Origin of the sequence: Photobacterium sp. GB-210 (assembly GCF_003026075.1) — a bacterium.
GTDB lineage: Bacteria > Pseudomonadota > Gammaproteobacteria > Enterobacterales > Vibrionaceae > Photobacterium.
In genome coordinates this window covers 22,417-43,217 of the sequence record NZ_PYNU01000011.1, presented here as the reverse complement: position 1 = coordinate 43,217, position 20,801 = coordinate 22,417, and the positions used below count along the sequence as shown (strand labels likewise).

Sequence of the window (20,801 nt, the reverse complement as noted above, 5' to 3'; positions counted from 1 at the left end):
TAACAATCGTTTTCCTTTTTATTGCTCTAAAAATAACTTGACAGTTAAATAACACTTTTAATTTATATCTATTTAAAATTTAACCATTGTAATTATGAATTCTGCTATTCATAGTTGTCTTACTTAGATTCCTTTTTTCGATTTACACCGTTAGAGTATTACTATGAAAAAACGCTGGATTGTCGTTGCAACCCTAAGTGCTATTGCTGCCTTAGGTATTTATGCAGTTAAAGCTCCCTCTTCTGATGAACACCATTTCACCATGCTGACTGCTAAAAATGCGACGATTGAGAAACAAGCCATTGCGGTAGGACAAATCATGCCAGCTCAAGCGGTAAAGATTAAATCTCAAATAGAAGGGATAGTAGATAAAATTTATGTCAATCTAGGTGACAAAGTAGAGGCAGGCTCTCCCGTTATAAAGCTTCGTCCAAACCCTACACCGCAAGATCTGACTCGTGTTAATGCTGACTTATTAAAAAGCAAAGCCGATTTGGAATCAGCCAAAATAAAATTAGCGAATTTAAAACGTTTAGCGGCACAAAAAATTATTCCCGCTAATTTCGATGCCTATATTCAAGCACAAGCAGATGTGAAATCGAGAACCGCTGAGTTAAAACAAAAACAACAAGAATCTGATCTAATGAGTAAAGGCGAATCAGATGCAGGCTCCACCAAACTCACCTCTATTATTTATGCGCCGATTAACGGTACGGTATTAGATGTCAAAGTCGATGTCGGTGAACCGATCACTTCAACGGAATCAAACCAAGCAGCAACAGAAATTATGACCATGGCTGATATGAAAAATATCATCTTTAAAGGTTCGGTGAGTGAGCATGATGCAGCCCAACTAACAGAGGGAATGCCTGTTGAATTAACCCTTGCGCCTTATCCTGATCTAAAAATAGCGGGAAAACTCACGAAAGTTGCGGTGCAATCAGAAAAACTAAACAACGATAGTAATAATAATCAACAAGCACAAAGCTTTGACAATGGTTTTGCGGTTGAAGTCAGTGACATTCAGTTTCCTAAAGATATTACTTTACGCTCAGGCTTTACGGCTACTGCACATATCACATTGAAAAAAGCGACAGACGTAATGACGGTACCTGAACGCGCTCTGCATTTTAAAGGTAATGATCCTTTTGTACTTATCGCCGATGACTCAACGAAAGGCTATAAAGAGATTCCCGTGAAGCTAGGCTTATCAGACGGTATTAATGTTGAAGTCTTATCAGGCATTAAACCTAAACAAAGTATCATCGATGCTAGCATGGTCGAGGGCTTATAATGACAGCTTTATGGCGTAACACACTATTGAGTCTTTCACTGGGTTTGGTATGCACTCAAAGCTTCGCATTAACGATTGATCAAGCATGGAAAGCGGCAAAACAAACCAATCCTGATTACCGTATTAAACAGCTTGAAGAAACTCAGAGTCAATACGGTGTATCACTAAGCAAAAGTGCATTACTTCCTAGCCTTCAAGGGAGTGCAACAACGGGCTGGACTAAAGATGGTGGCAACAGTAATGGCTACAATATTTCACTTAATCAATCGATTTGGAATAGTCAAAACTGGGCTGCATTGGATCAATCACAAGTAGATGTAGTTATTGCAAAAATCGCGATTACGCAAGCGAAAAACACACTGGCAGAAGAGCTTATCCAAGCTTATTTCGCTTTAGCACAAGCTCAACGTTCGCTCACCATTGCAGAGCAACAACGTAAAGATAGTCAACAACTTCTCTCACTGACAGAACAGCGCTACAAATCCGGATTGATTATGTCAACAGGAATTGACGATGCTAAAGCGCATGTCATTGGCACTGAGACCACTGTATTGCAACGACAATCAGATCTCGTTGAAAAACAGTCTGAACTCGCTATCGTGATCAACCAAACACCTGATCGCGTCAATGAAATCGACAGCCAAAATCTTCACCAACCAGCACTGGCCGTCAATGATGAAAAAGCATGGTTAAACAAAGCAAAAGATAACAGCCCTGAATTATTGATTGCGAAACAAAATGTAAAACGTCAGCAACTCGCGGTAGATCAAGCACAAGCGGGATACTACCCTACTGTTAACGGCTCTGTTGGCTACAGTAATAACTTTGACAATAATAGCGAAGGGATGAGTGCAAACCTTGGTGTTTCAGTGCCGATTGATCTTAATGGCGCGATTAAAACCAAAGTTTCACAATCTAAGCTCGAGTTACAAATAGCTAAACAGCAATTAAGAAAAGTCGAACTTAATCTCGAAAATAATGTGAAAACACGCTTTAACCAACTTGATCTGGATTGGAAACGCGTTGAAATGGGCGTAGAAAAAGTCAAGTCCGATGAAAAGGCACTTAAAACTAAAGAAATTTTATTTAATTCTGGCGCTGATGGTACAACAGCATTAGACGTTATCAACGTTCAAGATACGGTATATCAAAGTAAAGAAGACTTACAGCAACTTCTCTATCAATACTGGTTAAACCGAATTGAATTGCTAAAGCTAACAGGTCAACTCAATGACCAAACAATTACTCAGCTTTCTCAGGCCTTAATGCCATGATCACACTGCTTAGCCAAACCGTTCAAACACTGCTTACCCATAGGTTGAGAAGTGCATTGGCCATTATTGCGATAGTCTGGGGGATTGTTTCAGTTTTAGTCTTAGTCGCATTAGGCGAAGGGTTTTATCGTGAAAACTTAAAATCTTTTTCTATGCTGATGAGCGATACACAGAAAGTCTCTTTTGCACAAACGAGCAAACCGTGGCAAGGATACCCTGCGAGAAGAAAGATCACGACAACGGAAAAGCAGCTAAGTGCGTTGTCTGAGGTGCCTCAAATAAAACAAGTCTCTATTTTATATTCGAATGCCAAAGCACAAGTCACCGATATTGACGGCACTCAATTAAAAGGGAATGTCTTTGGTATTGATAATCACTTCCTGGCGCTTAATAACACACGTTTAGTGCTAGGCTCTCGTAAAATATCACCGAGTGATTTAGCCAACCATACTCGTGTTGCCATTATAGGCTGGCGTCTCGCGAAACGCGGAAACATTCGTTTGAATGACAACATCAACATCAATGGTGTGCCGTTTCAAGTGATCGGTATTTCAAAAAAGACAGAAAGTAGCGGGCTTACCAGAATTAAACGTGCCGCCTTAATTCCAAGTACAACATTTAATGACTTATGGCTAAGTAATCCTACCGATCTGTTAGTGCAACCAGCGAAAGGCATTTCAGGCATGGCATTACGTACAGCAATGCAAAGCTTTTTCGCTAAACAGTACCAGTTTGATCCTAAAGACAAACAGGCTATACGAATGCCAGATTACAGCCGCTTTGCCGATTTCTACACCAGTCTGTTACGAGGTATCCAGCTATTTTTAGGCGCTAGCGGTGCAATGGCACTCGCGGTAGGTGCATTAGGTGTTGCTAATATCATGTTTTTATCTGTAGCAGAAAGAACCCGCGAAATAGGCGTAAGGCTTGCCATTGGTGCGACCCCTACTCATATTTTGATGCAGTTTATGGTCGAAGGTGCTGTATTGGTGACAGTGGGAGCTCTCACCGGTATTGCCGTTTCTGCCATCATCATTCAATGCTTAAATCTTCTCTCATTACCCGATTGGCTCGGTCACCCAGTAATGACGTCAACATCTATCGTTTTAACACTCATGATCACAGCAGTACTTGCCTTATTAGCTGCATTTTTTCCAGCACGTAGGGCTGCACACTTAACGCCAGTGATAGCATTAAGTGCGAGGGCCTAACAATGTTTCCTGTTAAACAAATTTTCCATGAAATGTCAGCCGAGAAACTTCGCTTAAGTCTTACTATTCTTGCCATTGTTTGGTCGACAGTCTGTATTAGTACCATGCTCGCAGCTGGTGAGGGTTTACGCCAAGGGTTAATTCGCAGTTCAACCAGTGGAAACGGCAATCTCATTTATGTATCAACCGGTGTCGCATCCATTAATTATGGTAATTTTTACAAAGGAAAATCACTTGATTTAGCCATTGAAGATCAAAAGCTTATTAAAGCATTACCAACAGTAAAAATGGTTTCAGCAACCGCAACATGGGAAGAAAGTGCGCATTACAAAGATCGCCAAGCCTTTATGTTTCCGCTTGCGGTTGAAAACAATTATAAAAAACTCAATGATTTAACATTAATGGCAGGTAGCCGCTGGTTTAACCCTCTTGATACAAAAGAACAGCGAAAAGTCGCTATTTTAGGGAAAACAACAGCAGCGCTATTATTTAACAAAGCTGCGTTTAGCTGGGATAAAGACGTAAAACTCGACAGCGATCCTGTTGGTAAACAATTTAAAATTGGTGATGAAGATTTCACCGTAATTGGTGTACTAAAAGATGATCGTAACATTGAGTCGGGGTCTTCCTCTGAATACAGCATATTGGTGCCGTTGGCGACATGGCAACGCTTTTATCCCAATTCTCCAATCCAAGGTATTAATGTAGAACCTCAACCCAACGCCAACCGTGAACAATTGGCCAAAACTATACGGCAAGTAATTGCACGAAAATACAACGCGGATATTGCTGATGAACAGTTAATTCAAACGGATGACATGCTGCTACAGCAAGAAACCATGCGTTCATTTTTACTCGGGCTACAGAGTTTCTTAGGCATTATTGGCTTTGTAACATTAGGCGTTGCGGGAATAGGTATTGCAAATGTCATGTACGCCAGTGTAAAACGCGCAACACGTGATATTGGAGTTCGGATGGCAGTAGGAGCAACGCCTAGCCATATTCGTTTACATTATATTGTGCAAGCTATGATGACGATGGCTATGGGTGGTTTTATCGGGTTATTAATGACACTTGGCCTTGTCAGCATCATTGACGCAATCCCTATTTCAGATTCGGGTTTTTATGCTCGTTTGGGCAGCCCTAAACCTGAGTTGTCACTGTCCGTTATGTTAATCGTAATTTCTGCATTAATTCTGGTTGGTATTCTTGCAGCTTGGTTCCCAGCGAATAAAGCCGCAAGTATTACGCCATTAGAGGCATTACAAAGTGAATAAAATGACAAATACATTGGGTACCTCCCCGGCACACACAGCTTTAGTTGAGCTTAATCATATTTGTAAGTTCTATGGCGAAGAAAATAATTTAGTTAAAGCATTAGATAATGTCTCTCTCACTATTCATTCTGGTGAGTTTTTATCAATACTTGGCCCTTCAGGCTCTGGTAAATCTACCCTGATGAACATGCTAGGTTGTTTAGATAAGCCGACATCTGGCGAATATTTGCTGGATAATAACGATGTATCATCAATGACAAGCCACCAACTTGCAAAAATCAGAAACCACAAAATTGGTTTTGTTTTTCAAAGTTTTAACTTATTAGAATATGCCACTGCATTAGATAATGTTGCGCTACCTCTCGTGTACCGAGGCGTAAAAACAAAAGAACGTCGAGCAAAAGCGGCAGATTTATTAGCCCAAGTAGGACTCGCCGATCGTATTCACCATAAACCGAATCAATTATCGGGTGGTCAAAAGCAGCGTGTGGCAATTGCGAGAGCTTTAGTTAACGATCCACAAATTATCCTTGCGGATGAACCAACGGGGGCATTGGACTCTAAATCAGGCGCAGAGATTGAAGCACTTTTTAATGACTTGCACCAACAAGGAAGAACCTTAATTGTCGTCACTCACGATGTCAGCCTAGCGGAAAGAACGCCACGCATTATCACTATCAAAGATGGACAAATAGTTTCTGATAAAAAGACAGGCTATAAACCGCATTTAGCATCGGCAGTTATTTAATCTTAAATATAAAATAGCGGGCATTTTGCTCGCTATTTTATAATTTTCGTTCTAAACCGTATTTTCTTATTTTTCAATAGTACATTGATATTGATAATCACCATTTGTTTCACCTGAACTGTTTTGTACTGATTTCTTTAAACATTTAGCATTTTTAATAGAAAGCTGTTTTAGTTTTTTATTATCAATATCATCGAGACCAATGAAAGGCTGTAGCGTATCCACTAACTGTTGGGCTAATTCTTCTTTAATCATGCGTTGCTCTGTCACTTCTTTATAATCACACTGCATTTCGTGCTGATGAGTATCGCAATGTATATCATCAACAATAACCCACGCTTTACCCATGCCATGCTCTACATATACGATTTTCGCCAATACGTTAAACAAAGCCTGATCATTTGCCATTGCATGTGAACTAACTAATAACCCCACCAGCAACAGAGTTTTTCTCATGTATCTTTCCTCTTTTAATGTGGGTTAACTTTACCACATCAAAAAAGCGAAACTTTATATCCAGTAAAATTTAACACTACTCAAACATTTATCGCTAAACTCATGTTCACTTTTGCTTAGTTGTTTGTAAGAGATCTCTTACAAACAACTAAGACAATCACACTTAAATTTGAATATAGTGTCCATGTGATTTTTATAATCATTTGTTTTTAAACAAATAAGATCAATACATACAAATAATTAATCGATACAACAAAGAAAATTTCCCTCTCTATATCTATATTCTATTCCTACTTTTACCTATTATTAATGGTGTCAGAGGGAACTGGCGACAGGAACAGGATTGGAACCAAGGACGTTGGTGATCTCAGGATGAGATGTGATGAACTAGGATGGTTTATCAAACAAGGACTGTGATGGAGACTACTGGAAGTAGTAAAGGTAAATAGGATATTTACCGGTCAGGATGACACAAGGACACTTCAAGAAGAAGTAAAGGACACCTCTAAGGAAAGAGATGAGAGTTATAACAGGATGTTATGACGGGTTATGGAAGCCATAGGAACAACTTCAGGAAGAAGAAAAAAGGATTATGCTGAAGGATTACAGCAATCAAAGGAATGATGCAAGGAGCAAGATAGTAGCAGGATGGCTGCAAGTAAGACCTAAGGGCGCAACGAAAGTTGCGCCCTCTCTTTTTTAATACTATGTAAAATAATGCTGCCTAAACCACTATTCGGCAAGTGTGTCTATGTTGAGCTGATTAAACTCAGTGATACGCCCTTTTCCTTGCATCTTTGATTGATACATCGCCATATCCGCACAATGTAAGACGCTATCAATCCCCGTCACATCTTGAGGTTCAATATAGTAACAACCGATACTCGCACCAATATTAATACTATAGCCTTTGATATTAATTGACTGGGAAATATTGTTAATAATACGCTCTCCTATATTTAAAATAGGTTCACGACTATTAACCGGATTGAGTACAGCTACAAATTCATCTCCAGCTAAGCGCGTAACAATATCGTTTTGACGAACACTCATCATTAATTTCTTAGCGACAATTTGAAGTACTTTATCGCCAATATCATGGCCGTAAGAGTCATTTACAAATTTAAAGCCGTCTAAATCAATAAACAGTACAGCCATTACATCGCTACGAGGTAAAGTAAGCGCTTCTACTAGATAATGGTGTAAGAATTCACGATTAGGTAAATGTGTTAATGCATCATGCTGAGCAATATACGCTAAACGTTGTGCTTCTTTTACTGAGCTGATATCGGAAGCCAACACAATAATTTGGCTCTCATTACTTTCAGTATCAATCAGTTGATTTATTTTTAAATGTAAAGATGTCGTAACACCTCTCTTACGATTAAAGAACGAACATTCTCCTTGCCATTGCTGATCTAAAGACAACGACATTAGAATTTCTTTTCTCATCAGTAGTGTTTCGGTTTCAATTAATACCGAACGGTAATATTTACCAATAATGGTTCCGTGCTCTTGACCTATCAATTCACAAAAAGCGAGATTCACCATCTCAATATAACCTTGGCCATTGAGTAATAAAATCGCTTCACGGCTATTTTCAAAAATCTTAGCCGCTAACTGTTGTTGCCGCTCTGCAACACTCCGTTCCGTCACATCTTCTAGCGCAAATAAAGTCTGGTTTTTATGCTGTAGCGGATGGCTCACTACTTGATATATTGCCGTTCCCTTTATGCCAACCGTTTTAACTAAATCATGACTAAACTGCTTATTGCCCTTTAGTGTTTGATCTAATTGATCTTGAAATTTTTCAAGATCAACCGGTTTAATCACATCACAAATATGTTGGGATTGCAGAACTTGTGGTGAATCGTGAAATAGTTTCGAGCTGCTATCATTGGCTAATATTATATGTCCAGAATGATCAACAACTAACAGCGCATGCTGTACTGTACTAATCACATCATCGGCAAATTCTTTCTCATATTCTAATTGAGAAATAGTCTGTTTAATTTTTAATTCACGCTGATTCAGTTTTATGATCATCGTATTAAAGCAATCGATCAATTCACTTAGCTCATCTTTCGAACTTGTAGGATGCTGTACAACTTCAGTTTGATTAAAGTGAATCACATTAATCATCGCATCATTTAATTGACGGATAGGACTGATCATCCAATGCCGTAATCGACGGATAACGAAACTACTAAATAAAATTAAAATCACTAATAAATACAAGCTAATTTCTATCTGAGATGATTTAAGGGCATGTAATCTATCAAGAGACACAACAATGCGCATTTTTGCAAGCTCTGTGTTCTCTATATAGATAGGGATCTGCATATATAAATACTGTTTACTAAAAACATGCCCCTGCGCTTTAACTATGACCTCTTCTGCATCATTTGCTGGTAAATGCCTATTATCGGTATTGTTAAATCCAGCAAAAACGACATCGTTCGCAGTTAACACAGAAACAGATACGATCATTGGATCGGCTGAAAATGCCGATAAAATCTCTTGCCCGGTTGTCGCGTCGTCAAACTGAATAGCGGCAGTTAAATTCGTACCAATACCCGTACTTAATATCGTAATTCGATTTACTAAATTTTGCTTTTCACTCTCTATATATTTATAAGAGCTTAACGTTTGAAATACGATAAAAAGTACAACAACAAAAAAGACTAACGGCAAATATAGACGTTGATTAAGAGAGAGAGAATTCATCCAATTATTGCGCATGATTTTCCCCTCCCTGCTGCTGGCTATTGAGAGAAGGAAGTATAGCTATTTTCAATAATTTTGAACTTATTGTTAACTCAGCTTTTTTGGCACTCGATATAGCAATAACAGGGCGGATTTTATTATTGACTGAACGTAATTCAATCATCCCTCCTTTTGCTAAAAAGGAATTACCAGTACCAATCGTCAGCACCCCTTCTTTAATTGGTATTTGAGTTAAACCCAGTTCTTTTTGCCTAGAAATATAAGCAATTTGGCACTGCGCAAGCTGACTAATGCTCGTTAACGTAACAATCTTGTTATTTTTAGCTTTCAGCAATCGGCTTAATGTTAACGCGATATTATCAGTACCTAAAGTGCAATAAGTTAATGTTCTGTCGTCTTGAGGCCAAGTAACAAACTGAGAAAAACGGTAAATATAGACAGCAGATATTTCATAGTCAGCAACGCTATCTGCATTGGCTTTATTTGCAAAAGTATAGATACAAATAAGTACAACAGCAGTAAAACACAGAAAGTACAAACGGCAGAAATGGTAAGGCTTTGCAAGCAGCCCTACCATCTTATTCAACACAACTTTACCTGGAGTGAAATAGTTACTCTGCATTCCGCCTCATTACAATTTTGTCCATGAAAAACGTAAAAACGCTGTTTCTTCTAATGGTACTTTATTCGGTAAATCTTCATATGTTGAACTACCTAAACCATCAACCACAAACTCAACCAGTGGCCAATCTTGATTGTATTGCCACGCAACACGTACATCCATTGTCGTTATTGCAGGCGGCTGATAAAAATCAAGAGATGATGATACCGAGCTCTTATGTTTTAGCCAGCCATCTATTTGCCATTGTGAGTTAATCGTCCACATCATTTGTAACGAAACGTAATGTTTTGGCTGAAGATTATACAAAACTTTGTAACCGCCATTATCATAGCTATTACATGTCATATATTCTGTACTGCATTCAGCCTGAGTATCAATATAACTGTATGATGTATTGATATTTATATCATTTGCTGGCTGCCAAAACAGTGACAATTCAGCACCGTAACTTTGTGCATCAATAGCATCAACTAATTTAAACTCGTGAACGGCTAATTGACCAGGTTGTGTCGAACCATCAACACATTCACCGTAGCGACAATACCATGACCCATTATCAAGCATCCGCAAATTTTCATAGTGACTTAGGAAAATCGTTGTATCGATCGATAATGTATCTGAGAGTTTCCCTCTATATCCTGCATCCCATGTAACAACCGATTCATTATCCATATCAGAATTACCCGCCGTCAACGCAAGCATAGGATATTGGGCATAACAATTTTGCTGTGAAACATCACAATTAGGCAAGGGTGCAACTACATATCCTAATCGATATAAATCAGTCGTCGAATCAACCGAGGAAGGTGTTACAACAGCTCGACCAACGCCCGCCCAGAATTGATGATCATCAGAAGCGCGATACAACAATCTCGCTTGAGGCTGAATCTCAGTCGTATTATTTCGAGTGAAATGTTCAACTTTTCCTCCTATGCTAGAGGTGAACTTATCTGTTAGCCGAGTTTCTAATTGCGAGAAAACATTATAAATTTGCTCGCGTTCTATTTGCTTCGAACTAGTACGACGATATGGCTCCATACCAAGGTAAAAGTCTGCTTTTTTCTCAGGAACTTTTATTTTGGTATAACGCGCACCTAAGCCTAATGTCAGCTCATTATTTTGATTTATTTGCTTGATTGCTAACACATCTGTATTAAATGTATCGTATTCACCATTCGCGGAGGGTTCTGTTCTTGAGTTACTATCAACCCACAATGTTGCTTCATACTGCGTATCATCAACCGTTTTACCTAGGTTTAAATTAGTATAAAAACCACGAGAATAATCTTCTAGCCCTACTTTATAGCCAACGACAGCACTCATTGGATCATTAGGGTAAAAGGGGGTCTCTAAAATTTCATAACGATACCAATCAGAATGTTCAGACTTGGTATGATAACCGCCTAACTGAAATGTTAAAAATCGATCATCTTCAACATAATCCGTACGAAATGAAATATCATAACTATTCCATTCATCATCATTGAAAGTGTAATAGTCAGATTGAACACCTTTCATTGATAATCTTGCTGTTGTCACATCATTAATTTGAAAACCGTTACGATAACTAACTTCTTTATAATTATATTCACCTACAGCGACTTCAAGAAATTGTCCCAACGTTTCATTACTATTTTTAGTAATGATATTAATGACGCCGTTAGTTGCATTCCCCCCCCACATTGTCCCGGCAGAACCGCGTAATATTTCAATGCGATCAATGTCATCTAAAATAGCATCAATAGTGTGCCAAAAAGTCCCTGACATTAAAGGACTAAATACACTACGACCATCAACCATGACTAATAATTTGTTAAATAATGCCTCGTTTAAACCACGTAAGGATACTTGCCAATTAAATTCACTGATTTTAGTTACCTGTACTCCTGGCGCTAAAGTTAAGGCTTCAGCTATAGAACGAACACCACTGCGCTTAATTTGCTCATTGGTAATAACATAAATAGCAGCAGGCACATCACTTAACGATTGCTCTTTCTTTGCAGCCGTAGTAACTGTCACACTTTGCGTTGTGAGGTCATCTAAATCCATCGACATCAAGTCATCAATTTCAGATGCTAATGAAACATTGCCGTAGCTAGAAAAACAAAGTACTGAAAATAAAATAGATGGTTTGATTAAGTAATTTTTCATAATTATTAGAAAGTAAAAATCTCAAACTAATTCTAGCAAAGTAGTTCTGTTTTTTAATAATTACAATTTATAAACTTCAAATAGCCAGCAAAATACCCCAATGGAATAATTGATGGTAAAAAATATTCTTTTTCATTTATAATGTAACAATTAGATAAATATATAGCTAACATAGCGATATCCAAGAAGTTAAATATACATTTATTATCATAACAATTAATAATTCACTATTAATTTGATTCCAAAAAGGAATTATTTTTTTCTTAACGAAATGTAAATAATCCGATCAAGTTAACACTAAGTTCATGATTTATTAACAGTACTAACATTGGTGAAACCGGATTATCTCTAAGATTATTTTTTATTCGCCATTATCCGCAATAAATAAAGGTGATATCTAGAAATTCGACACTGATTCAATATTCTAATTAATAATTCACTCAATTAAAAAGGAGCTTTGCAGCTCCTTTTCTATGGCTTAGAAATGATAGTCATCAGCTATTAGTGATCATGCTTTTCAACTAAATCTTGTTCTACTTCATCATTAAACACTTTAGGTGGTGGCGTCCAACCACGTTCTGACTTCGTATGCTTGTCAGTCCGCTCTTGTTTCATTACATCACTTAATGTTGACTCTAATTGGTTAAACAATTCCACATAAGAGGTATTAAAACGATCTTCTTCTGTACTTTCTAACCATGTTTGATAAAGCTTCTCTTTACTTCGGGCTTCAGTTTCAACAAATGTAGCCTTTTGCTGCTCAGCTCTGAATGGATGCACCCCTAAATTTTTCAACGCTTCTGTGCCCAAGGCTAGTGCAGAGCGGTATGTTTCACTGATCACGTAATCAGCACCAGCGCAACGTAACGAATAATGATGGCCTCGATCATAAGCACGTGCTAATACCCGTACTTGAGGATATGTTTGCTTAATATAATGAACAAGCTCTGTGGCTCGTTCTTTATCATCAATGGCAACAATAAACAGTTTTGCATCTTCAATACCTGCGGTATGAAGCAAATCATGTCGCGTCGCATCACCAAAGAAACTCTTAATATTAATTTGGCGCATGTTGTCAATTTGCGTTACAGAGTGGTCAAGCACGACTGTTTGCACCCCATTAGATGCCAATAGTCGGTTTACAATCTGACCAAAACGGCCAATACCCGCAATGATGACTTTCCCTTGCTCATCTATTTCATCAGCTTCACGCTCGTTTTTAGCCTCGCAGAAACGAGGTAAAATCACACGATCATATAAAATAAATAGACCTGGTGTTAAAAACATAGATAGCGCAACCACCAGTGAGAGTGTTTGGCTCATTGACTCAGGTAGAACGTTGTTTTGTACGGTATAGCTTAATAATACAAAACCAAATTCACCCGCTTGCGCCAAACTTAACGCAAAGAGCCAACGGTCGCTGCCTTTTACCTTGAAAATAAAAGAAAGTACCAACAGAACAATAAACTTAACCAACATCGCACCAATGGTTAAGCCAATTACTGTGCCAAATTGATCAAACAGTACGTTGAAATCAATACCCGCACCAACAGTAATAAAGAAAAGCCCTAATAGTAACCCTTTGAAAGGCTCGATATTAGATTCAAGTTCATGTCTAAATTCACTATTGGCAAGTACCACGCCAGCAAGGAAAGTACCGAGTGCTGGCGATAAACCAATTAGACTCATTAAGGCTGCAATACCAATAACTAACATCAATGCTGTTGCGGTAAAAATTTCACGCAAGCCCGATGAAGCAACAAAACGGAATAACGGACGGCTTAAATAATGACCACCAACTACAACACCAGCGATCGCTAAAATAATTACAATCGCATAAGCCCAACCGGGAAGACTCGCTACTAGGCTAAGATCATCATGATGTTCAGCAGCTTTTGTCACAACGGCTTGTGACTTTGCCACTAATTCAGGTACTGCCAGTAAAGGGATCAAAGCTAACATTGGGATGACGGCAATATCTTGAAACAGCAATACTGAAAATGCGCTTTTTCCACCTTCTGTTTTACTTAGCCCTTTTTCACTGAATGTTTGCAGTACAATCGCAGTAGAAGAAAGTGAAAAGATAAGACCAATAGCAAGGGCGTAAGACCAAGCAATATCAAATAAATGTGCAATACCCATCACGGTTAAAGCGGTAACAACCACTTGTAAACCACCTAAGCCTAATAAGCGATGACGCATACCCCACAACATTTTAGGCTCAAGTTCTAAACCGACAACAAACAGCATCATAACGACACCAAACTCAGCAAAATGCTGAATCGTCGTGGTTTCGCTACCAACTAAACCAATAACGGGTCCAATAACCACACCTGCGATTAAATAACCCAGTACTGAACCTAGCCCTAATCGCTTAGCAAGCGGAACAGCAATAACGGCGGCCACCAAATAGATGAAAGCCTGCAAAAAATATCCAGTCATAGTCGTCTCTTCTATTTAATGACTAATTCTAGGCTGTGATTCATTTTTGATAATTTACTCGCAACCTCATAGTTGAATTTATTATCTTGAATCGCAATCAGAACACGTTTCCAATCTTTAATGTGCTGTTCAATACGGTTTTCTTCATTCGCCATGCCCGCACCAAAAAGTGCAAATGGCGCTAGAAAATCCATACCCGTTAGCTCTGCCATTTGCTCTAGAGGTTGTAATAACTCACGAATGGTATAATGGTTAAAACCTTCTTTACGATAACTTGATTCAGGGCCTCCGGCTGTCAAAGCACAAACAAATTTTTTACCAACCAGTTCATTCCCTTCACTGCCATATGCAAACCCGTACTCAAGCACTAAATCTTGCCATTCTTTTAATAACGATGGGGTGGAATACCAATAGAGTGGAAACATAAACACAACAACGTCATGTTCACGAAGGCGCTGTTGTTCTTTATCTATATCAATACGATAGGTTGGATATTCGGCATATAAGTCAACGCACGTTACATTGGCTATAGTTTTAGATGCATTAAATAAGGGTACATTGATCTCTGAACGATTTGGCGAAGGATGGGCAAATAGGATCAGAATTTTAGGTTGAGACTCAGGCATGATTTTCCTGTTTTAATAATATTTCGTTCCACGACGACGATGTGACAGCTAACCGCTTCTAAAGTTCCGCACTATGTATACAAACAACAAGTTACATCCCTAAAAAGAATAACGATTATACCTGAAATTACACAATCAACTTTAGTTAAATATTTATTGATATCTATAGATTATTTTCGTGAATAATCTGAAATTTCATCAATACGGCTAGGTGGTACACCAAAATATCGCTTAAATTCTCGGCTAAATTGAGCAGCACTTTCATATCCTACTCGTTGAGACGCAAGGCTGGCTGAAAGACCTTCTTGTAAAATATAGTTTTTAGCATGATTCAGCCGAATTTTTTTGATGTACTGTAAAGGAGGATCCGTGACAACTTGTTTAAAAACTTTGTGAAAAACTGAGACGCTCATCCCAGCCATTGCAGCTAGTTCATTAACATGTAATTTTTGCGCAAAATTCTTTTGCACATGGCCGATCACGGCCGAAATTTTAGCTAAAGAACTGTCTTGCTCGCAGTAGTGTGCCAATAAATAGCCTTTCTCACTTTGCAATAAGTAATAGAAAAACTGGCGGAGAATTGAGGGGCCAAGTACCTTAGCATCAAGAGGATTATGCAAAACATTAAGCAACTCCAACATACAAAGATACATTGACTCAGTCATTGGTGCAGGAGAAACACCACAGCGTGTGTCTAACTCTCCCCAATTTTTAGATTCTAATTCCATATCAGAAACTAACTGGCTGATCGCATTAATATCAATATCAATATTGATCCCCATTAATGGTTCTTGCTGAGAGGCAAATGTTTCACATGTTATAGGATAAGATGTCGACACAATAAGACATTGTTCAACGTCATAACCAAACTGATGTTGATTTAAATGCCCTATTTTACTTCCCTGAAAAATAACAACTATTCCTTGTTCATACATTTGTGGCGTCAGCTTATGGTAACGATCAATGCGAAATAATCGCACACCAGTTAGCAACGTATGCACCCGATTAGTTTGGTCTGATATTTTGTAATATTCACATAATTGACTAGCAACTATAGCTAGCTCTCTTTTAAGCTCAGCTCTCATTGTACATCCATCAAACCTGTTCATTAACGATCGACATAACAGTCATTGTTTTGCCATTCTACACCTATTTACCTTATAACTAACATATCAAGCAAGGTGGCTAAAATAGAAATAGGCAAGAAATAAAGAGAATTATGTATTTAGTTTATCCTACGTTCGCTTCTACACTAGAGATCTCAACACAATAATTAGAATATCAATATCACAACGATATAACGGAGCCTACAATGGATAAGTTTACCTACCAAAACCCTACAAGCATTCATTTTGGTCAAGGTCAAATCGCGGCAATTAGCCAAGCTATTCCTAAAGATAAAAAAGTATTGGTTATTTACGGTGGCGGTTCTATCAAATCAAATGGTGTTTATGACCAAGTAACAGCAGCGTTGGACGGATTTAACTGGGGAGAATTCTCAGGCGTTGAGCCTAATCCACAATATGACACACTGATGAAGGCCGTCGAACTGGTTAAAACAGAAGGTTATGATTACCTATTAGCGGTAGGTGGTGGCTCAGTTGTTGATGGTACTAAATTTGTTGCCGCTGCTGCCTGTTATCAGGGAGAAGATCCTTGGAACATTTTACTTAAGCAAGAGCCTGTCACTAAGGTTGTTCCTCTTGGTTGTGTATTAACTTTACCTGCAACGGGTTCTGAAAGTAATGGTGGTTCTGTAGTTTCGCGTGGTAAAGACAAGTTATTCTTTGGCTCGCCACTCGTAAAACCTGCATTTGCTATTTTAGATCCACAAACAACATTGAGTTTATCTTCTCGCCAAGTAGCAAACGGGGTTGTTGATGCCTTTGTTCATACAATGGAGCAGTACTTAACTTATCCGGTGAATGCAAAAGTCCAAGATCGTTTTGCTGAAGGTTTACTGCATACCTTAGTTGAAGAAGGGCCAAAAGCATTAGCCACACCCGATGATCTTGCCGTTCGAGCCAATATTATGTGGTCTGCCACTCAAGCACTCAATGGTTTAATTGGTGTTGGCGCTCCATCGGATTGGACAACACATATGATTGGCCATGAATTAACAGGTAATTACGGTATTGATCATGCTCGTACGCTAAGCATTGTATTACCTGCTGTTATGAAAGTACGTCGTAAAGAAAAAGAAGCAAAATTATTGCAATATGCTGAGCGTATCTTTGGTTTAACAACAGGTACAGCAGATCAACGTATTGACGCTGCGATTGAAAAAACCATCGCCTTTTTCAAACAAATGGGTGTCCCAACAACACTTACTGACGTTGATTTAGGAGAAAAAGATATCGATGTTCTTATCGAAAGCCTTAAAAAACATGGCATGATCGCATTAAGTGAACATCACGATATTACGCCAGAGATAAGTCGTAAAATCTTAATGACGGCATTATAAGTTTATATTGTAATACGCTAACAATTTGAAAAAAGGGAGCATTAGCTCCCTTTATTATTTTTGTAATCACTAAACCGAAATAGTAAAACGCTGGCGAGTAACATCACCCCAGTAGCTATCGTGATAAATATCTTCAACATACTGTTCATTTGTGTACGCACCGATAGCACGACGCCAAAAAGCAATCGCATGTACTGCGCCTTCAATTTGCTTACTTTCCCATTCACCTGGCATCATTGAAAACAAGCTATGTGCGAAACGTTGACCTGCTTTATTTTTACGAAAGACAGGCACAACATAGAAATCACATACCTCATAATGACTGTTACCATGGTCAGCAATCGCTGCTAATCCCGCTGGCACACCATCAAAATATAAAAGAAAGCCAAGTACATTACCTTCTATTGGTGTATCAAGCGCAAATTTACCATCATTATCAGGCACTTTTTTCGTCAGTGGTGAAAACTCAGCTTCATATGCCTGAGTTAAGTTTAAATAAATGGTTATGTTTGAAGCATTAACTTGTACTAATTCCACTGCAGCGACCTTCTTTCTCTATTTTATTAGTATTTCTATAAGATCATTGATCAGTTTTTGAACAACGTGCAAAATCTATGTCAATTTGACCAAATATAAGCAAAAGCAATAAAGACTTCTGCTTATTTTGCTCATCGGTTATTTAAATTTTCAGGCAGTAAAACAGTATTCACTTGGCGTGACTTAGAGCCTTTTGCTTGCATCACCTGAGAAGCCAAGTTATAGCTTATTTCAGCCGCTTGGATCGTACTGCCATTTTGAGTTATTTTAGCCTTATCTTTTAACACCATCATGTTATTTGTTGGTGTATAAATGCCGTAAAGCGACTCTCCATCCACCACCTTTCCATCTTCCATTACACGATGAAAGTAAGCGGGTTTACCATAAACTTCCACACTCTTTAGTGCTTTTGTTTTGCTGTCCAGCTTTATCACGGCCTTGTCCGCTTTAATCTGAACGCCACCCTGTGTGATATCAACCTTTCCAGTTAAGGTTGTGATATTATTGATAACATCAACATCTTGTGTAATTGCTGCCAAATGGATAGGGAGTTGTGTATCTGCTTTTTCAGCCCATGTCGATGAACTCAGTAACAACATACATCCAGCCACAAATAGCTTTAATTTCATACTTAGTTTCTTCTACTCTATTATTTACGTCTTCTTTGCTTATTATACCTTGAAAATCAGCAAATAGCGGCAAAGCGATGAATAATTTGAAATGGCGTTTTTTATTTCATCAAAACGGTCACTAATACCAAGTTTAGCCTTACCTGTATCACATAGTTCAAAATTAGTACTATCTACAGGCTAAATACCAGTTTATAGATTATCTTACTGCACATATTTATATTGAAGAACTATACAACTTCAAACTCTAAACGATATAAAACATTTATCAATCAGTTAATTAAACTACGTATCTTCTAACAACTAAGATTTGACATGTCGTTAACACACCTACCGCGATGCGTGTTATTAATAAAGAAATACATCGTATTGGAGTGCTAAATGATCATCAGACAGAAGCTATATATCGCATTGGGCATAGTGTTAACGCTGATTGCAGGCTTTGACCATAACCAACCACTCGCCATCTTTGCTGGTATCATTATTGCGACTTCTGCATTTTTACTCGCAGAATTAAAACCCTAGTCTTAATTACCATATATCCTCAAGATTATTTGCACTGAATTCACTTTGTGCAAACAAAGGGCACTGTTATAATATAACATTACTTTAGTCTTCTTTGATGCTTAAACATAGTGCCAAGCTTGTAAATATGGAGATTGCATTTTCTATGCGTTGGATTTCTTTTCCTGCAATATTACTTTCGTCTTTAACCTTGTTTTCAACCGCTAGCCAAGCACATCCACACTCATGGATTGATATGAAAACCTATATCCAAGGTGATAAAAAACAAATCACAGGATTTAAAATGGTATGGACTTTTGATGCTATGACAACAGCATATATGCTGGACGGTGAAGATATGTCGCCGGAAAGCAAAACAGAAACACTTGCTCGTGTTGGTGATTCTGTAATGAAAAATATGATGAATGAGCATTATTTTACTTACTTTTATAATGACCAAGAACCAATCAAATATAAAATTGCTACCGATGGAGTATTAACAAAAGATCGCGCTAAAGCGACACTCACATTTGAACTTCCACTGTCTAAACCTCAGCCACTAACCAAAGATTCATTACGACTACTTATTTTTGAACCAAGTTACTATGTTGATATGTCTTGGAAAGCAAAAAACGACATCATCTTATCGCCAGAGTTAAGCAAAGTCTGTACTTTTGACCTCGTTGAGCCTAACCCAAGTCCAGAGCAAATGCTTTATGCCCAATCATTACCACCTGATGCCGATCCCGATAATGCACTTGGTCAACTATTTACTCAAACAGTAAAACTGCATTGCCAATCAGCCGACTAACTCTTATTAAAGGATTTCCATGGAGCACCATCATTCCGAGCAACATGCTCATACGAACAAAGGAAACTATTGGTTAGGCGCAACCCTTGTAGCCACTTTTTTAATTATTGTCGGTTATTTACTTTGGCACAATTGGCCAACGTTAATGCTTAGCACCATAAAATGGCAACGTGAAATAAACGGTCAATTGAGTGACTTGCTTTATGATGCAAAAGAAAACCCCGCTGCTATCTATTCGCTGGCTGGCGTCAGCTTTTTATATGGTGTATTTCATTCATTAGGCCCTGGACACGGCAAAATGATTGTAACGACCTATCTAGCAACAAACCCAGCTAAAGTAAAAGCAAGCTTAATCATGACGGTTATCTCTGCTTTTTTACAAGCCTTAGTTGCTATAGTGCTAGTTACCGTTCTACTGGTGTTTTTTAATTCATCGATGCGTGAAATTAATAGCGCAGCAGACCGATTCATCACACTTAGCTTCGTGGCCATGTTATTACTGGGTGTAATTGTTGCTTACCGAGCTTTAAAACAAAGCTGGCAATTATACAAACAGAAAACCCATAAACATGACCATACTCATCATAACCATAGCCATAGCCATAGCCATAGCCATAGCAGTGATTGTGGTTGTGGGCATAAACACTTTGCTGATGCTGATAGTATTAATCAAGCAACCAATATGCGTGAATATATTGCAATTATCGCCAGTATTGGTATTCGTCCATGTACAGGTGCGATATTAGCACTACTTTTTGCCAATATGGTTGATATGTACTGGTTAGGTGTAGTGAGCGCTTTACTGATGGCTGTGGGAACGGCGCTGACGACTTCAACGATCGCTACAATGACACTTTCGGGTAAAAAGCTGGTAACAAAATATCTTGCGTACTCTGATCACCAGCATTCATTTGCCCCATTAGTATTTAAGCTATTTGGGGGCTTATTGCTCATCGGACTTGGTTTACTGCTACTTAATAGTCAAAGCTATGGGATGTCGCCTGTACTCTAAATAAATCTTTTCTATG

At 38.3% G+C, this 20,801-nt stretch carries 18 protein-coding genes; 9 read left to right on the top strand and 9 right to left on the bottom strand.

The features are described from left to right. The first annotated feature begins 163 nt into the window (after nt 1–163). Genes C9J38_RS13505 through C9J38_RS13485 form a run of 5 tightly spaced genes read left to right on the top strand, consistent with a single transcriptional unit; the run spans nt 164 to nt 5,804 of the window. Nucleotides 164–1,294 (top strand): efflux RND transporter periplasmic adaptor subunit, encoded by a 1,131-nt coding sequence (locus C9J38_RS13505; RefSeq protein WP_107207546.1) that lies wholly within the window; start codon nt 164–166, stop codon nt 1,292–1,294. After that, nucleotides 1,294–2,568, top strand: a complete 1,275-nt coding sequence (locus tag C9J38_RS13500) for a TolC family protein (protein ID WP_107207545.1) — start codon at nt 1,294–1,296, stop codon at nt 2,566–2,568. Before C9J38_RS13505 ends, C9J38_RS13500 begins: the two co-directional genes overlap by 1 nt. After that, nucleotides 2,565–3,779 (top strand): ABC transporter permease, encoded by a 1,215-nt coding sequence (locus C9J38_RS13495; RefSeq protein ID WP_107207544.1) that lies wholly within the window; start codon nt 2,565–2,567, stop codon nt 3,777–3,779. The genes C9J38_RS13500 and C9J38_RS13495 overlap by 4 nt, the downstream gene beginning before the upstream one ends. 2 nt (nt 3,780–3,781) lie before the next feature. Further along, on the top strand, nt 3,782–5,056 hold the full coding sequence (locus C9J38_RS13490) for an ABC transporter permease (protein WP_107207543.1): 1,275 nt from the start codon (nt 3,782–3,784) through the stop codon (nt 5,054–5,056). A 1-nt stretch (nt 5,057) separates the two neighbouring features. Continuing rightward, nucleotides 5,058–5,804, top strand: coding sequence for an ABC transporter ATP-binding protein (locus tag C9J38_RS13485; protein WP_233217764.1), 747 nt, complete (start codon nt 5,058–5,060; stop codon nt 5,802–5,804). Nucleotides 5,805–5,870: 66 nt separating this feature from the next. On the opposite strand, the gene C9J38_RS13480 is transcribed toward C9J38_RS13485, so the two are convergent. The 7 genes from C9J38_RS13480 to C9J38_RS13445 form a co-directional block, all read right to left on the bottom strand. Further along, nucleotides 5,871–6,260: a hypothetical protein gene (locus C9J38_RS13480; RefSeq protein WP_107207541.1), complete on the bottom strand. Its 390-nt coding sequence runs from the start codon at nt 6,258–6,260 to the stop codon at nt 5,871–5,873. Nucleotides 6,261–6,992: 732 nt separating this feature from the next. After that, on the bottom strand, nt 6,993–9,002 hold the full coding sequence (locus C9J38_RS13470) for a diguanylate cyclase domain-containing protein (RefSeq protein ID WP_107207540.1): 2,010 nt from the start codon (nt 9,000–9,002) through the stop codon (nt 6,993–6,995). Further along, nucleotides 8,992–9,564, bottom strand: a complete 573-nt coding sequence (locus C9J38_RS13465) for a YfiR family protein (protein WP_233217780.1) — start codon at nt 9,562–9,564, stop codon at nt 8,992–8,994. The genes C9J38_RS13470 and C9J38_RS13465 overlap by 11 nt, the downstream gene beginning before the upstream one ends. A gap of 54 nt (nt 9,565–9,618) precedes the next feature. Continuing rightward, a complete protein-coding gene (locus tag C9J38_RS13460; protein WP_233218507.1) occupies nt 9,619–11,760 on the bottom strand; it encodes a TonB-dependent siderophore receptor in 2,142 nt (713 codons plus the stop codon). 501 nt (nt 11,761–12,261) lie between these two features. Further along, nucleotides 12,262–14,202, bottom strand: a complete 1,941-nt coding sequence (locus tag C9J38_RS13455; protein WP_107207538.1) for a monovalent cation:proton antiporter-2 (CPA2) family protein — start codon at nt 14,200–14,202, stop codon at nt 12,262–12,264. A gap of 11 nt (nt 14,203–14,213) precedes the next feature. Beyond that, a complete protein-coding gene (locus C9J38_RS13450) occupies nt 14,214–14,828 on the bottom strand; it encodes an NAD(P)H-dependent oxidoreductase (RefSeq protein ID WP_107207537.1) in 615 nt (204 codons plus the stop codon). A gap of 170 nt (nt 14,829–14,998) precedes the next feature. Continuing rightward, complete coding sequence (locus C9J38_RS13445) at nt 14,999–15,913, bottom strand: AraC family transcriptional regulator (protein WP_107207536.1); 915 nt, start codon at nt 15,911–15,913, stop codon at nt 14,999–15,001. A gap of 227 nt (nt 15,914–16,140) precedes the next feature. On the opposite strand from C9J38_RS13445, the gene C9J38_RS13440 reads away from it, so the two are divergent. Beyond that, a complete protein-coding gene (locus C9J38_RS13440; RefSeq protein ID WP_107207535.1) occupies nt 16,141–17,292 on the top strand; it encodes an iron-containing alcohol dehydrogenase in 1,152 nt (383 codons plus the stop codon). A gap of 69 nt (nt 17,293–17,361) precedes the next feature. Here the strand turns inward: C9J38_RS13440 and C9J38_RS13435 are convergent, their stop codons facing one another. Both C9J38_RS13435 and lptA read right to left on the bottom strand, forming a co-directional pair. After that, complete coding sequence (locus C9J38_RS13435) at nt 17,362–17,829, bottom strand: GNAT family N-acetyltransferase (protein ID WP_107207534.1); 468 nt, start codon at nt 17,827–17,829, stop codon at nt 17,362–17,364. A gap of 131 nt (nt 17,830–17,960) precedes the next feature. Then, nucleotides 17,961–18,458: a lipopolysaccharide transport periplasmic protein LptA gene (lptA, locus tag C9J38_RS13430; RefSeq protein WP_107207533.1), complete on the bottom strand. Its 498-nt coding sequence runs from the start codon at nt 18,456–18,458 to the stop codon at nt 17,961–17,963. Nucleotides 18,459–18,839: 381 nt separating this feature from the next. Between lptA and C9J38_RS21910 the strand changes: the two genes are divergently transcribed. The 3 genes from C9J38_RS21910 (at nt 18,840) to C9J38_RS13420 (ending at nt 20,785) form a co-directional block, all read left to right on the top strand. Further along, nucleotides 18,840–18,983, top strand: a complete 144-nt coding sequence (locus C9J38_RS21910) for a hypothetical protein (protein WP_199187177.1) — start codon at nt 18,840–18,842, stop codon at nt 18,981–18,983. Between the two features lie 145 nt (nt 18,984–19,128). Continuing rightward, a complete protein-coding gene (locus C9J38_RS13425; RefSeq protein WP_233217767.1) occupies nt 19,129–19,773 on the top strand; it encodes a DUF1007 family protein in 645 nt (214 codons plus the stop codon). 19 nt (nt 19,774–19,792) lie between these two features. Beyond that, nucleotides 19,793–20,785, top strand: coding sequence for a nickel/cobalt transporter (locus C9J38_RS13420; protein ID WP_107207532.1), 993 nt, complete (start codon nt 19,793–19,795; stop codon nt 20,783–20,785). Nucleotides 20,786–20,801 lie beyond the last annotated feature (16 nt).

Bases quoted from the DNA above. Each gene is read 5' to 3' on its own strand.
- C9J38_RS13505 (WP_107207546.1), top strand. From the start codon at position 164: ATGAAAAAACGCTGGATTGTCGTTGCAACCCTAAGTGCTATTGCTGCC.
- C9J38_RS13500 (WP_107207545.1), top strand. From the start codon at position 1,294: ATGACAGCTTTATGGCGTAACACACTATTGAGTCTTTCACTGGGTTTG.
- C9J38_RS13495 (WP_107207544.1), top strand. From the start codon at position 2,565: ATGATCACACTGCTTAGCCAAACCGTTCAAACACTGCTTACCCATAGG.
- C9J38_RS13490 (WP_107207543.1), top strand. From the start codon at position 3,782: ATGTTTCCTGTTAAACAAATTTTCCATGAAATGTCAGCCGAGAAACTT.
- C9J38_RS13485 (WP_233217764.1), top strand. From the start codon at position 5,058: ATGACAAATACATTGGGTACCTCCCCGGCACACACAGCTTTAGTTGAG.
- C9J38_RS13480 (WP_107207541.1), bottom strand. From the start codon at position 6,260: ATGAGAAAAACTCTGTTGCTGGTGGGGTTATTAGTTAGTTCACATGCA.
- C9J38_RS13470 (WP_107207540.1), bottom strand. From the start codon at position 9,002: ATGCGCAATAATTGGATGAATTCTCTCTCTCTTAATCAACGTCTATAT.
- C9J38_RS13465 (WP_233217780.1), bottom strand. From the start codon at position 9,564: ATGGTAGGGCTGCTTGCAAAGCCTTACCATTTCTGCCGTTTGTACTTT.
- C9J38_RS13460 (WP_233218507.1), bottom strand. From the start codon at position 11,760: ATGAAAAATTACTTAATCAAACCATCTATTTTATTTTCAGTACTTTGT.
- C9J38_RS13455 (WP_107207538.1), bottom strand. From the start codon at position 14,202: ATGACTGGATATTTTTTGCAGGCTTTCATCTATTTGGTGGCCGCCGTT.
- C9J38_RS13450 (WP_107207537.1), bottom strand. From the start codon at position 14,828: ATGCCTGAGTCTCAACCTAAAATTCTGATCCTATTTGCCCATCCTTCG.
- C9J38_RS13445 (WP_107207536.1), bottom strand. From the start codon at position 15,913: ATGAGAGCTGAGCTTAAAAGAGAGCTAGCTATAGTTGCTAGTCAATTA.
- C9J38_RS13440 (WP_107207535.1), top strand. From the start codon at position 16,141: ATGGATAAGTTTACCTACCAAAACCCTACAAGCATTCATTTTGGTCAA.
- lptA (WP_107207533.1), bottom strand. From the start codon at position 18,458: ATGAAATTAAAGCTATTTGTGGCTGGATGTATGTTGTTACTGAGTTCA.
- C9J38_RS21910 (WP_199187177.1), top strand. From the start codon at position 18,840: ATGATCATCAGACAGAAGCTATATATCGCATTGGGCATAGTGTTAACG.
- C9J38_RS13425 (WP_233217767.1), top strand. From the start codon at position 19,129: ATGCGTTGGATTTCTTTTCCTGCAATATTACTTTCGTCTTTAACCTTG.
- C9J38_RS13420 (WP_107207532.1), top strand. From the start codon at position 19,793: ATGGAGCACCATCATTCCGAGCAACATGCTCATACGAACAAAGGAAAC.